This window comes from Pseudomonas sp. LBUM1656, assembly GCF_059716065.1.
Genome location: NZ_CP166800.1, coordinates 4,034,365 through 4,047,257, shown reverse-complemented (window position 1 = coordinate 4,047,257; position 12,893 = coordinate 4,034,365). Strand labels below are relative to the sequence as shown.

Below are 12,893 nucleotides of genomic sequence, written 5' to 3'. Positions count from 1 at the left end.
CGAAATCGATCGGCAATGTTGCTCCGAAAACCAAACAGGAGGTCTCTATGTTCGACAAAAACAATAAGCTGCGACATAGCATTTCATTGGCAGCCATGCTGGCACTCAGCGGTTTGAGCGCTTCGGCCTGGGCCGATGCCTATGAGGACGCCGCCAAGAAATGGATTGGCAGCGAGTTCAAACCATCCACCCTCACACCAGAGCAGCAGCTCGAAGAGCTGAAGTGGTTCATCAAGGCCGCCGAGCCGTTTCGCGGGATGAGCATCAAGGTGGTTTCGGAAACTATCGCGACCCACGAATATGAATCCAAAACGCTGGCCAAAGCCTTCACCGAAATCACCGGGATCAAGCTGACCCACGACTTGCTGCAGGAAGGCGACGTGGTGGAAAAGCTGCAAACCCAGATGCAATCGGACAAGAACATCTATGACGGCTGGGTCAACGACTCGGACCTGATCGGTACGCACTTTCGCTACGGCAAGACCGAATCGATCACCGACCTGATGGCCAACGAAGGCAAGAACTTCACCTCGCCGACCCTGGACCTCAAGGACTTCATCGGCATCTCGTTCACCACCGCGCCGGACGGCAAGATCTACCAATTGCCTGACCAGCAGTTCGCCAACTTGTACTGGTTCCGCGCCGACTGGTTCGAACGGCCTGAGCTCAAAGCCAAGTTCAAGGAAAAGTACGGCTACGAATTGGGCGTGCCGGTGAACTGGTCGGCCTATGAAGACATCGCCAAGTTCTTCAGTGAAGACGTCAAGGAGATCGACGGCAAGCGTGTCTACGGGCACATGGACTACGGCAAAAAAGACCCGTCCCTCGGCTGGCGCTTTACCGATGCCTGGTTCTCCATGGCCGGTGCCGGCGACAAAGGCATTCCCAACGGTTTGCCGGTGGACGAGTGGGGCATCCGTGTCGAGGATTGCCACCCGGTCGGTTCCAGCGTGACCCGTGGCGGCGACACCAACGGCCCGGCGGCGGTCTTCGCGACGCAGAAATACGTCGACTGGCTCAAGGCCTACGCGCCACCGGAAGCAGCGGGCATGACGTTCTCTGAATCGGGCCCGGTGCCGTCCCAGGGCAACATCGCCCAGCAGATCTTCTGGTACACCGCGTTCACCGCCGACATGACCAAACCGGGCCTGCCGGTAATGAATGCCGACGGCACGCCGAAATGGCGCATGGCGCCATCACCCCGCGGCCCGTATTGGGAGGAGGGCATGAAGCTGGGCTATCAGGACGTGGGTTCCTGGACGTTCATGAAGTCCACGCCTGAGAAGCAGAAACTGGCGGCCTGGCTCTATGCGCAATTCGTGACATCGAAAACCGTCTCGCTGAAGAAAACCATCGTCGGCCTGACGCCGATTCGTGAGTCGGACATCAACTCGCAAGCCATGACCGACCTGGCACCGAAACTCGGTGGCCTGGTCGAGTTCTATCGCAGCCCGGCCCGCGTGCAATGGACCCCGACCGGGACCAACGTGCCGGACTATCCACGGTTGGCACAACTGTGGTGGAGCCACATCGCGGAAGCGGCCAGCGGCGAGAAGACTCCGCAACAGGCGCTGGATGGCCTGGCCAAGGATCAGGACGCGATCATGGCGCGTCTGGAACGCTCGAAGGCGCAAGCCACCTGCGCACCGAAAATGAATCCGGAGCGGGATGCTCAGTACTGGTTTGATCAGCCGGGTGCACCGAAGCCAAAACTGGCGAACGAGAAGCCCAAGGGTGAAACCGTGAACTACAACGAGCTGTTGAAGTCGTGGGCGGACGCACGCAAGTAAGCTTCTGTACCGAGAAAGGCGAACGGCACCGAAAGGTGCCGTTTTTGTTTGTGCCTGATCCACTGCTATCGCGAGCAGGCTCACTCCCACAGGTTTCAGGGGTGCTTACACATTAATCGCTGGAAACCCCAACCGGAACACCGTCACCGCCCCTGGCAAGCTCTTGACCTCCGCTACCCCCTGATGCAGGCACATGATCGAGCGCACAATCGCCAGGCCCAGCCCGGTGCTGCCCTGCGAGCGCGAGCGGCTGCTGTCGACGCGATAGAAACGGTCGAACAGATACGGCAAGTGTTGCGCTTCAATCCCCGCGCCGGGATTGCTCACCAGCAGCGAAGCCTGATGTGCGCCTTGCTCAATCAACAACGTCACCGTTTTCCCGCTCGGGCAGTGGCGCAGTGCGTTGGACAGCAAATTCGAAATCGCCCGTTGAATCATCAACCGGTCGCCCAATACCTGCGCGTTCCCCAGCACCGTCAAATGGATCTGCTTGTCCTGTGCCGACAGTGAAAACAAATCCACGACTTTCAGCGCTTCCTCCTCCAGCGCAATCGACTCGAACGGCGCCAGGGCCGAAGGGTGGCTGACCTGGGCGAGAAACAGCATGTCCGAGACAATCCGTGCCACACGCTCCAGCTCTTCGGTGCACGACACCAGAACCTCTTTGTACTCCTCGGTCGTACGTTCGCGGGATAACGTCACCTGTGCCTTGCCCATGAGGTTATTGATCGGCGTGCGCAGCTCATGCGCCAGGTCATCGGAGAACTGCGACAACTGCTGCACCCCGGCATCAAGCCGATGCAGCATGAAGTTGATGCCGTGCGCCAGTTCGCTCAGTTCCTGCGGCATATTCACCACCGACAGCCGATGGTCGAGATCCTGGGTCGAGACCATCGCCGCCACTTTGCGAAACTCGCGCATCGGCGCCAGCCCGCGCTGCACCGCGCCCCAGGCACTGAGACCGATGAAGATCAGCAGCAACGGCAAGGCAATCAGCGTCGAGCGCAGGTAAGCGCTGAGCAGCGCCTGATCGTGGGCGTTATCCATCGATAGCAACACCGGCACGCTACTGCCGTCCTTGAGACGAATCGACTTCGAGGCCGTGAGGAATTTCTTGCCTTCAGCGTCGGTGTTGTCGGAGTAGCTCAACTGATCGTTGGTGGCTCGCACGGCTTTCAGTTCAACCCGTGTATCAGTCAGGCCCAAGCCGGATTTAAGCAGTGGCGAGCGCAGGTTCGAGCGGTCATAAATCGTCAGCGTCAGGTTGTCATGACCCATGACCTGATCGAGCAGGATGTGCGGCTTGCCACTGACTTCATTGGCATCGACGTACAGCGACAGGCTGTGCTCGACCTGGGCCATCTTCTTTTCCAGGCTGTCCCGGGACAGCGCATTCAGCTCATGGGTCAGGGCGAAATACGCAAGGATCGCCAGAAACACCACCAACAGTGCGCCGAGAATACTCACCGTCAGACCCAGGCGCATCGACAGGCTGGCCGGCTTCATTCCCGTGCCTCCAGCACATAGCCGACACCGCGCAGGGTGTGGATCAACTTGCTGTCGAACGGGTCGTCGATCTTCGCCCGCAATCGACGGATCGACACTTCGACCACGTTGGTGTCGCAGTCGAAATTCATGTCCCACACCAGCGAAATGATCTGCGTGCGGGTCAGCACCTCGCCGGACTGGCGCATCAGCAGATGCAGCAGGGCGAATTCCTTGGTGGTCAGGTCGATGCGCTGCTCGCCCCGAAAGGCGCGATGACGGCCGGGATCGAGTTCCAGGTCGGCGACTTTGAGTACCTGCGGCACCGGGATGTTTTCGCTGCGCCGCATCAACGTGCGCACTCGTGCCAACAACTCCGGGAACTCGAACGGCTTCACCAGATAGTCATCGGCACCCAGATCCAGGCCGCGAATCTTGTCGGCCAGACGCCCGCGTGCGGTGAGCATCATCACCCGTGTCGAGTGGGTGCGCCGCAGCTGTTCCAGCACGCCCCAGCCATCCAGTTCCGGCAGGTTGACGTCCAGAATCACCACGTCATACGCCTGCTGTTGCGCCAGATGCAAACCATCGGCACCGGTTGCCGCGTGGTCGACGATATAACCACTTTCCGTCAGACCCTGATGCAAGTATTCGGCAGTTTTAAGCTCGTCCTCGACGACAAGGATTCGCATGATTTATCACCACTTTTATTTAATGGATATTTAATTAAGGTGGTCGGGAAAGTTGTTGTTTTTGTAAGGGCTTCCGGACTGGATTCAATAACTGAGTGGCATGCACGGTAAAGGCTGAAGTAACTACAGAGTCAATGGATGAGGCCTTTAAATAGGCTGTCCGCGACAGCCTGTCGCAGCAGAAAGCTGAAATTCCCATGACTTTGATTCAGGCAAGTGCTGTTCAGCGGATAACTACCGTGTATTTGTTTCCATGTGTTGCGGTAATGCCATTTGCACTTGGCATCCTAGAGCAAAACAACTTCCGTCACCGTGGATAACGGATTTGTAATGTTCCAGTCACCTTGTCGATAAGTTCAAAACCCTACCGTGGCGGCATTATTTAAAAAGGAACTCCTCCCTTGCCCGGTTTAATAGAACTGACGGCGCGATCACGCCTGAAAAAGCGGTTTTTAATCGCCAGCAGCATGGCGTTGCTGGCCGGTGCGGGTCTTGCGCAAGCCTCGACCCTGACCCTCGACCAAGCCTTGCAAACAGCCTTCTCCGGCAACCCGGATCTGGCTGCCGCGCAGTGGGAAATCGGAATCGCCGAGGGTGATCGCAAACAGGCTGGTCTGATGCCAAACCCCGAAGTGTCGTGGGAGGCCGAAGACACCCGGCGCAACTCACGCACCACCACGGTGATGCTCAGCCAGCCGATAGAACTGGGCGGCAAACGCGGGGCGCGGATCGACGTCGCCAGCCGTGCGCAGGATGCCGCCGGGATCGAGCTGGAGCGCAAGCGCAATGCCTTGCGCGCCGATGTGATTCAGGCGTTCAACAGTGCCCAGACGGCGCAGCAACGCTTGCAGTTGTCCCGCCAATCTATAGCGCTGGCCGAACACGGTTTGCGGGTGGCGAAGGGGCGTATCGACGCCGGCAAATCGTCGCCGGTCGAAGGCACGCGAGCGCAGGTGCAACTTTCCGAAGTGCGCCTTGAACTGAGCCGTGCCGAGCGCGATCAGGCCAACGCCTACCAGCAATTGGCGCAGGTCATGGGCGCGCCGCTGCCAACCTCGACCACGGTGCAGACGGCCGCGCAAAACATGCCTGCCGTGCCGCCGCCCACGCGCTTGCTTGAACGCCTGAATGAGACCGCCGAGTTGCGTCTGGCCACGTTGCAGATCGACCAGCGCGAGGCATCTTTAGGGCTGGAAAAGTCCCAGCGTATTCCCGATCTCACCGTCAGCATCGGCAGCCAATACAGCGAAACCGAGCGCGAGCGGGTCAACGTGGTCGGCCTGTCGATGCCGATTCCGCTGTTCAACCGCAATCAGGGCAACGTGCTGGCGGCAGCGCGACGCAGCGATCAGGCGCGGGATCTGCGCAACGCCACCGAGCTGCGTTTGCGCACGGAAATCCAGACCACTGTGGCGCAGTGGCAGACCGCCAACGGCGAAGTCCAGGCGTTCGATCAGACCATTCTGCCCGCCGCGCAAAGCGCTGTGGACAGCGCCACGCGCGGCTTCGAAATGGGCAAGTTCGGTTTCCTCGACGTGCTCGACGCCCAGCGCACCCTCATCAGCGCCCGCAGCCAGTACATCCAGGCCGTCAGCGAAGCAACGGACGCCCGTGTACGCATCGAACGCATTTTCGGCGACCTCGCCGTCATCCCCTGAATTTCATCTTTTTGATCACTGCGCGATGGCCTGACGCAGAGGAGTTTCCATGGAAAAAAAACTGATCGTTGTTGCTGCGGCGACGTTGGCGCTGGGCATTGGAATTGGCTCGATGTGGCCGGGCAGTGCGTCCATCGACGCTCATGCCAATGAAGCGGCGGAACACGCCGATCACGCTGAAGAAGGCGCAGCAGCCGACGGTGAACATACAGAAGAAGGGCACTTGGAACTGAGCGCCGAACAGATCACCGCGGCGGGCATTCAACTGGCTGAAGCGCGGGCGCAGAACATAAGCCTCGGATTGCCGTTCCCCGGCGAAGTGCGCTTTGACGAAGACCGCACCGCGCACGTGGTGCCGCGCGTCCCCGGCGTGGTCGAGTCGGTGCCGGTCAATCTCGGGCAGTCGGTGAAGAAGGGCCAGTTGCTGGCGGTGATCGCCAGTCAGCAGATCTCCGATCAGCGCAGCGAACAGGCTGCCGCACAGCGTCGCCTGACCTTGGCGCGCACCACCTACGAACGCGAGAAGAAACTGTGGCAGGACAAAATCTCCGCCGAACAGGATTTCCTCCAGGCGCGTCAGGCACTGGAAGAGGCTGAAATCGCCCTGAACAATGCGCGACAGAAAATCAGCGTGCTCAGCGGCAGCATGGTTGCCACTGGCGGCAATCGTTATGAGTTGCGTGCACCGTTCGACGGCGTGGTGGTGGAAAAACACCTGACGCCGGGGGAGGTGGTCGACGAAACCAGCAACGCGTTTACGCTCTCGGATTTGTCCCGGGTGTGGGTGACATTCGGCGTTTCGCCCAAGGACCTGAACAAGGTGCAGGTGGGCAAACCGGTCACCGTCAGCGCGGCGGAACTGAACGCCGAAGTCGCCGGCACTGTGGCTTACGTCGGCAGTTTGCTCGGTGAACAAACGCGCACGGCAACCGTTCGCGTCACCCTGGAAAACCCGCAAGGTTCGTGGCGTCCGGGATTGTTCGTCACTGCGCTGGTCGCCACAGACAGCCGTGAGGCCAGCGTCGCCGTCCCGGAAACCGCAATCCAGACCGTCGAGGACAAACCCACGGTATTCGTGCGCACCGACGACGGCTTCAAGGCGCAAGCGGTGGAGCTGGGCAGTCGTGCCTCAGGCCAGGTGGAAATCACACAAGGGCTCGAACCTGGCGTGCAAGTCGCTGCGGCCGGCAGCTTCGTTCTCAAATCGGAACTGGGCAAGGCCTCAGCCGAGCACTCTCATTGATCCCGGAAGGTCCCCATGTTCGAACGCCTGATCCAGTTTGCCATCGAGCAGCGCATCATCGTGCTGCTCGCCGTTCTGCTCATGGCCGGCCTCGGCATCGCCAGTTATCAAAAGCTGCCGATCGACGCCGTGCCCGACATCACCAACGTCCAGGTACAAATCAACACCGGGGCTGCCGGGTTCTCGCCGCTGGAAACCGAGCAACGCATCACCTTCCCGATTGAAACCGCCATGGCCGGTTTACCGGCGCTGGAGCAGACCCGCTCTCTGTCGCGTTCGGGGCTGTCGCAGGTTACGGTGATCTTCAAGGACGGCACCGATCTGTTCTTCGCCCGGCAATTGGTCAACGAACGCTTGCAGATCGCCAAGGAGCAATTGCCCGAAGGCGCCGAAGCGGTCATGGGGCCGATTTCTACCGGGCTCGGGGAGATTTTCCTGTGGACGGTAGAGGCGAAGGAGGGCGCGCTGAAGGACGATGGCACGCCCTACACGCCGACCGATCTGCGAGTGATCCAGGACTGGATCATCAAGGCGCAATTGCGCAACGTGCCAGGTGTCGCCGAGATCAACACCATCGGTGGTTTTGCCAAGGAATATCAGATTGCGCCAGACCTGAAACGGCTGGCGGCGTACAAGCTGACCCTCACTGATCTGATCACTGCGCTGGAGCGCAACAACGCCAATGTCGGTGCCGGTTACATCGAGCGCAGCGGCGAGCAATTGCTGATCCGTGCGCCGGGTCAAGTGGCGAGCACCGACGACATAGCCAACATCGTCATGGCCAATGTCGATGGCACGCCGATCCGTATCAAGAACGTCGCTACCGTGGACATCGGCCGTGAACTGCGCAGCGGCGCGGCCACCGAAAACGGTCGCGAAGTGGTTCTTGGCACGGTGTTCATGCTGATCGGCGAGAACAGCCGCACCGTGTCCCAGGCCGTCGCCAGCAAACTTGAGCAGATCAACAAATCCTTGCCCGAGGGCGTGATTGCCGTGCCGGTTTACGACCGCACGCACCTGGTCGATAAAGCCATCGCCACGGTGAAGAAAAACCTCGTGGAAGGTGCGATTCTGGTGATCGCGATTTTGTTCCTGTTCCTCGGCAACATCCGTGCGGCGCTGATTACCGCGATGGTGATTCCGCTGTCGATGCTGTTCACTTTCACCGGCATGTTCAGCAACAAGGTCAGCGCCAACCTGATGAGCCTCGGCGCGCTCGACTTCGGCATCATCGTCGATGGCGCGGTGGTGATCGTCGAAAACACCCTGCGCCGATTGGCCCACGCGCAGCAGCATCACGGGCGCTTGCTGACCCGCTCCGAGCGCTTCCATGAAGTGTTTGCGGCGGCGAAAGAGGCGCGGCGGCCACTGATTTTCGGCCAGTTGATCATCATGGTCGTGTACCTGCCGATCTTCGCCCTGAGCGGTGTCGAAGGGAAAATGTTCCACCCGATGGCATTCACCGTGGTTATCGCATTGCTCGGTGCCATGCTGTTGTCGGTGACTTTTGTGCCCGCGGCGATTGCGCTGTTCGTCACCGGCAAGGTCAAGGAAGAAGAGGGCGTGGTCATGCGCGGTGCTCGCAAGGTCTACGCACCGGCGCTGACCTGGGTGATGTCCCATCGGGCGGTAGCCGTGGGCGCTGCGTTGGGCGTGATCGTGCTCAGTGGCGTGGTCACCAGCCGCTTGGGCCGCGAGTTTGTACCCAGCCTCAGTGAGGGTGATTTCGCCCTGCAAGCCTTGCGCGTGCCGGGTACCAGCCTCACGCAATCGGTGGACATGCAGCAGCGACTGGAAACCCTGATCCTCGCCAAAGTGCCGGAAGTCGAGCGTGTCTTCGCCCGCACCGGCACCGCCGAAATCGCTTCCGATCCGATGCCGCCAAACATCTCCGACAGCTACGTGATGCTTAAGCCCAAGGAGCAGTGGCCGGACCCGGGCAAGTCTCGTGAAACCCTGATGGCCGAACTGCAAGCCGCCGCCGCGACGCTGCCGGGCAGCAACTATGAACTCTCGCAGCCGATCCAGTTGCGCTTCAACGAACTGATCTCCGGCGTGCGCAGCGATGTGGCGGTCAAGGTGTTCGGCGATGACATGGACGTGCTAAACGCCACGGCGGCGAAGATTGCCGCCGCCATGCAGAAGGTCACCGGCGCCTCCGAAGTGAAGGTCGAGCAAACCACCGGGCTGCCGGTGCTGACCATCAACATCGATCGCGACAAGGCTGCGCGTTACGGGCTCAACGTCGGCGATGTGCAGGACACCATTGCCGTGGCGGTGGGCGGGCGTCAGGCCGGGACGTTGTATGAGGGTGACCGGCGTTTCGACATGGTCGTGCGTCTGTCCGATGCCATGCGCAAGGACATCGAAGGCTTGTCTGCGCTGTTGATTCCGGTGCCGGCGCCGCTGAATGGCGCTGCCGATCAGATTGGCTTCATTGCCCTCAAGGAGGTCGCCAGCCTTGATCTGGTACTCGGGCCGAATCAGGTCAGCCGTGAAAACGGCAAACGGCTGGTGATCGTCAGCGCCAACGTGCGTGGGCGGGATATTGGCTCTTTCGTTAAAGAGGCCGGTGAGGTGATCGAGCGCGATGTTCAGGTTCCGGCGGGTTACTGGACCAACTGGGGCGGGCAGTTCGAGCAATTGCAGTCGGCGGCCAAACGCTTGCAGATTGTGGTGCCGGTGGCTTTGTTGCTGGTGTTCGGGCTGCTGTTCATGATGTTCAACAACCTGAAGGACGGCTTGCTGGTATTCACCGGGATTCCGTTTGCGTTGACTGGCGGCGTCATGGCGTTGTGGTTGCGGGATATTCCGCTGTCGATTTCGGCGGGTGTCGGTTTTATCGCGCTGTCGGGGGTAGCGGTGCTCAACGGGTTGGTGATGATCGCGTTCATCCGCAATTTGCGGGAGGAGGGGCGTTCACTCAGTGATGCGATCAACGAAGGAGCGCTAACGCGATTGCGCCCGGTGTTGATGACGGCGCTGGTAGCATCGCTGGGCTTCATTCCCATGGCTTTGGCGACCGGCACGGGGGCGGAAGTGCAGCGGCCGTTGGCGACGGTGGTGATTGGCGGGATTCTGTCCTCGACGATTCTGACGCTGCTGATATTGCCTGCGCTGTATCAGTTGGCGCATCGCCGTGAAGAGGATGTAATACCCGCTACATAGTTCTCCAACAGGTTTTGTGCCACATAACGGATATGTAATTTCCCCGCCACCGTGGCGATAGGTTCGGATTGTTAACCTGATTCCGTTAGTTAATTAACCGAGGAATCAACAATGAAATTTGCACAATTGAGCATGTTTACAGCGGCGTTGCTGATGTCATCTCTGACCATGGCAGAAGGTGGCGGTGACAGAACCTTCAAAAAAATGATGGCGTCCAATGACCGTTCGGTGGAGCTGTTTGTCGCCAAGGAGCAGGCGCGTGATCCCGTCGTCGTGAATGAAAAAAAGGACGACAAAACCCAAGACTTGTAAGCGTGCCGCAGTTGAACAAGCCCGTCATCGAGTGCTGATGATGGGCTTTTTTATGAGTCTGTTTTGAGGGTAAAGGCTATGAAGTTGATCAAGTCGATGGTGTTCTGCGCAGTGATAACCCTGTCCCTGAACGTGCTTGCTGAAGGAGGCGGTGACAAGACGTTCGAGAGGATGCTGAGTGCCAACACCACAGCCATGGAGCAATACGCCGCCGACCGGGGCAAGCGCGCGCCAGTGGTTAAAGACTATGAATACGGGATGAAACTTGATGTGGTGAAGGTGGTGAGCGTTGTGCGCCCGGCAGTGGCATGTGCTGTGGTGCCCACCGCCATGACTTATGAGGATTCACAGGGGCAACTGAACACGATCAAGTACAGCGTGGCGGGGGATTGCCGTCAGCGCGGTGGTTGAGCAATGTGAGAGTCCATTAGCCCGGTTCATGTTGAATGAGTCGGGTTTTTTATTGGGGTTGTTTGGCGGGGTCATAAAAAAGGCGCCCCGAAGGACGCCAAAGGATTCACCTTTTACCAAAGGAGCAAGGAGCTTCTAAAGGTGAATGTGCATCAACAGCAAAGTCAGAGAATGGCCAGCGGGTATTCGACAATCACTCGCACTTCATCCAGGTCCGACTCGAACGCTGTGGCGCGGGTATTGGCCTGACGCAGGCGCAATGACAGATCTTTCAGAGAGCCGGTCTGGACCACGTATTTGACTTCGATGTCGCGCTCCCAGCGTTTCTGGTCGGTTAGCGGGTTGCCCTCGGCATCGCGGCGCATGTACACGGCGTTGGCGTTGGAATAGTCGGCGTCGGTGCCACGGGCGTAACGGGTCATGAACGATAATCCCGGCACGCCATAGGTCGTCATGTCGAGGTCGTAACGCACCATCCATGAACGTTCCTTGGGCGAGTTGAAGTCGCTGTACTGGATGGAGTTGTCGAGGAAGATCGAATCCGATTGGCGCAGATAATCGAAGTCGTCATTGCCGTTGTTGCGCTGGTGCGAGAGGGCCACGGAGTGCGCGCCGAGTTTCACCCCGACGCGGCCGCTCCAGATATTGTTGTCGAATTTGCCAAGCAACTGTTTGCCTTCGTCGACAGCCTTGTAGTAGTTCAGGCCCCCAAACAATGACAGGTCATCCGACAGCGGGTACGTCCACGCGCTGCCTGCGTAGTATTGATTCCAGGCATCCTTGAGGCGGCTGGAATACAGACTGAAGCTGAGGTTGTTGTTGAGTGCGTAGTCGCCACCGAAGTAGCCAATCCACGGCGAATTGACCGGGCCCGCGTAGAATGTCGCGAAGTTTTCGCGCATGTCGCTGGAAACCGGTTGGCTCATCGCATGCAGGCGACCGCCCTGTAGTGACAGACCTTCGACACTGGTATTGGTGGCCGTGACACCCCTGAAGCTTTCCGGCAGCAGCCTGGAGTCACCCGCCGCGACGACCGGATTGGAGGGAAAGACATCACCCACTTTAACTACCGTATCAAAGGCCCGCACTTTCGCGGCGCCCCCGACCTTGGTGTATTCGTCCCGTGCCTGACCTTCACTGTTGACCGGCAGTACGTCGAACGAACTGCGGCCTCCGTTGCGGCCGTCACCGGTATCAAGCTTCAACCCGATCATCGCAAACGCATCGACACCCACCCCGACTGTGCCTTGCGTAAACCCGGATTCAAACCTGCTGATGATGGCGTGCGCCCAGGCTTCGGAATAACCGTTGCCGGTGGGACTGGACTGACCGTCACGGTGATCACGATTGAAGTAGTAGTTGCGGTTGAGCAGCGTCAGGCTGCTGCCCTCGATAAACCCCTCGGCTTTTTCTTCCGCAAACACCAGGGTCGGCCCCGAACCGACCACCACGGCTAAAGCCGCCATCGACATTTTTGTATTGTTAACCATCAAACACTCCTTGGGATCGGCAGAACTGGAACGTTCTTCGGCGTGGGTTTTATTGTTCGGCGGGAGGGCAGAGCCCACCCGCGTGGTCGCCGGGTGACATCGTTGCAATCTGCGGATAACGCCAAGGTGATGGGGCTATTACAATTTCGTCATTTGTGGGGGTACAGCGCGCGGCGACTCAAGTCAGCGCCGCGAGCTGTTCGATGGTCTGCGGAAAACGCTCGACCAGACGGATCAGTGTCGTGGCCTGGGCATTGGGTATTGCCCGTCCCTGTTCCCAGTTCTCAAGGGTTCGGGTGTTGGTGCGCAGATACATGGCGAACACGGACCGGGAGAGGTTGAGTTGTTGGCGGATGGCTACCACTTCCTCGGCAGTGATGGGCACCAGTTTTGGCAACTGAACCTTATGGGTTCGCAAAGTGATTTTGCCTTGGCGCTCATCCGCCAGGGCTTCGAGGCCATCCATCAGTTCGGAAAAAATGTCACGTTTCATACGGCAATCTCGTATCGGTTGCTCTATTGGGTGCTGTCCGCGCGCTTCTTCGCGTTTCATTGTTCGCTCTTGCCTCGATTTTTCCATCCTGCGGATCATTCAAGACTAAACCCAATGACCGAATTCTGGCTGTAGGACGCACCTGACAATC

At 59.1% G+C, this 12,893-nt stretch carries 10 protein-coding genes; 6 read left to right on the top strand and 4 right to left on the bottom strand.

All coding sequences use genetic code 11. The annotated features are described in order from the left end of the window. Positions 1-47: 47 nt before the first annotated feature. Positions 48-1,790, top strand: a complete 1,743-nt coding sequence (locus ACA072_RS18340; protein ID WP_497619638.1) for an ABC transporter substrate-binding protein — start codon at positions 48-50, stop codon at positions 1,788-1,790. 105 nt (positions 1,791-1,895) lie between these two features. Here ACA072_RS18340 and ACA072_RS18335 read toward each other — a convergent pair whose 3' ends face one another. Together ACA072_RS18335 and ACA072_RS18330 are read right to left on the bottom strand one after the other, a co-directional pair. Then, a complete protein-coding gene (locus tag ACA072_RS18335) occupies positions 1,896-3,296 on the bottom strand; it encodes a heavy metal sensor histidine kinase (protein WP_497619637.1) in 1,401 nt (466 codons plus the stop codon). Beyond that, a complete protein-coding gene (locus tag ACA072_RS18330; RefSeq protein WP_461974914.1) occupies positions 3,293-3,967 on the bottom strand; it encodes a heavy metal response regulator transcription factor in 675 nt (224 codons plus the stop codon). The genes ACA072_RS18335 and ACA072_RS18330 overlap by 4 nt, the downstream gene beginning before the upstream one ends. Positions 3,968-4,368: 401 nt before the next feature. On the opposite strand from ACA072_RS18330, the gene ACA072_RS18325 reads away from it, so the two are divergent. From ACA072_RS18325 to ACA072_RS18305, 5 genes are all read left to right on the top strand, one after another. Next, positions 4,369-5,625 (top strand): TolC family protein, encoded by a 1,257-nt coding sequence (locus tag ACA072_RS18325; RefSeq protein ID WP_497619635.1) that lies wholly within the window; start codon positions 4,369-4,371, stop codon positions 5,623-5,625. A gap of 49 nt (positions 5,626-5,674) precedes the next feature. After that, on the top strand, positions 5,675-6,868 hold the full coding sequence (locus ACA072_RS18320; RefSeq protein ID WP_497619633.1) for an efflux RND transporter periplasmic adaptor subunit: 1,194 nt from the start codon (positions 5,675-5,677) through the stop codon (positions 6,866-6,868). A gap of 15 nt (positions 6,869-6,883) precedes the next feature. Continuing rightward, positions 6,884-10,036 (top strand): CusA/CzcA family heavy metal efflux RND transporter, encoded by a 3,153-nt coding sequence (locus tag ACA072_RS18315; protein WP_497619631.1) that lies wholly within the window; start codon positions 6,884-6,886, stop codon positions 10,034-10,036. A gap of 111 nt (positions 10,037-10,147) precedes the next feature. Beyond that, a complete protein-coding gene (locus ACA072_RS18310) occupies positions 10,148-10,348 on the top strand; it encodes a co-regulatory protein PtrA N-terminal domain-containing protein (RefSeq protein WP_461974906.1) in 201 nt (66 codons plus the stop codon). Between the two features lie 78 nt (positions 10,349-10,426). After that, entirely contained in the window at positions 10,427-10,759 is a 333-nt protein-coding gene (locus ACA072_RS18305) for a DUF2790 domain-containing protein (protein ID WP_497619629.1), read from the top strand. A gap of 164 nt (positions 10,760-10,923) precedes the next feature. Here the strand turns inward: ACA072_RS18305 and ACA072_RS18300 are convergent, their stop codons facing one another. Both ACA072_RS18300 and ACA072_RS18295 read right to left on the bottom strand, forming a co-directional pair. Then, complete coding sequence (locus tag ACA072_RS18300) at positions 10,924-12,249, bottom strand: OprD family porin (RefSeq protein WP_497619628.1); 1,326 nt, start codon at positions 12,247-12,249, stop codon at positions 10,924-10,926. A gap of 178 nt (positions 12,250-12,427) precedes the next feature. Next, the gene (locus ACA072_RS18295; protein WP_094468064.1) at positions 12,428-12,742 is read right to left on the bottom strand and encodes a helix-turn-helix domain-containing protein; all 315 of its coding nucleotides are present in this window, start codon (positions 12,740-12,742) and stop codon (positions 12,428-12,430) included. Between the last annotated feature and the right edge of the window lie 151 nt (positions 12,743-12,893).

Bases quoted from the DNA above. Each gene is read 5' to 3' on its own strand.
- ACA072_RS18315 (WP_497619631.1), top strand. From the start codon at position 6,884: ATGTTCGAACGCCTGATCCAGTTTGCCATCGAGCAGCGCATCATCGTG.
- ACA072_RS18305 (WP_497619629.1), top strand. From the start codon at position 10,427: ATGAAGTTGATCAAGTCGATGGTGTTCTGCGCAGTGATAACCCTGTCC.
- ACA072_RS18300 (WP_497619628.1), bottom strand. From the start codon at position 12,249: ATGGTTAACAATACAAAAATGTCGATGGCGGCTTTAGCCGTGGTGGTC.
- ACA072_RS18330 (WP_461974914.1), bottom strand. From the start codon at position 3,967: ATGCGAATCCTTGTCGTCGAGGACGAGCTTAAAACTGCCGAATACTTG.
- ACA072_RS18340 (WP_497619638.1), top strand. From the start codon at position 48: ATGTTCGACAAAAACAATAAGCTGCGACATAGCATTTCATTGGCAGCC.
- ACA072_RS18295 (WP_094468064.1), bottom strand. From the start codon at position 12,742: ATGAAACGTGACATTTTTTCCGAACTGATGGATGGCCTCGAAGCCCTG.
- ACA072_RS18320 (WP_497619633.1), top strand. From the start codon at position 5,675: ATGGAAAAAAAACTGATCGTTGTTGCTGCGGCGACGTTGGCGCTGGGC.
- ACA072_RS18335 (WP_497619637.1), bottom strand. From the start codon at position 3,296: ATGAAGCCGGCCAGCCTGTCGATGCGCCTGGGTCTGACGGTGAGTATT.
- ACA072_RS18310 (WP_461974906.1), top strand. From the start codon at position 10,148: ATGAAATTTGCACAATTGAGCATGTTTACAGCGGCGTTGCTGATGTCA.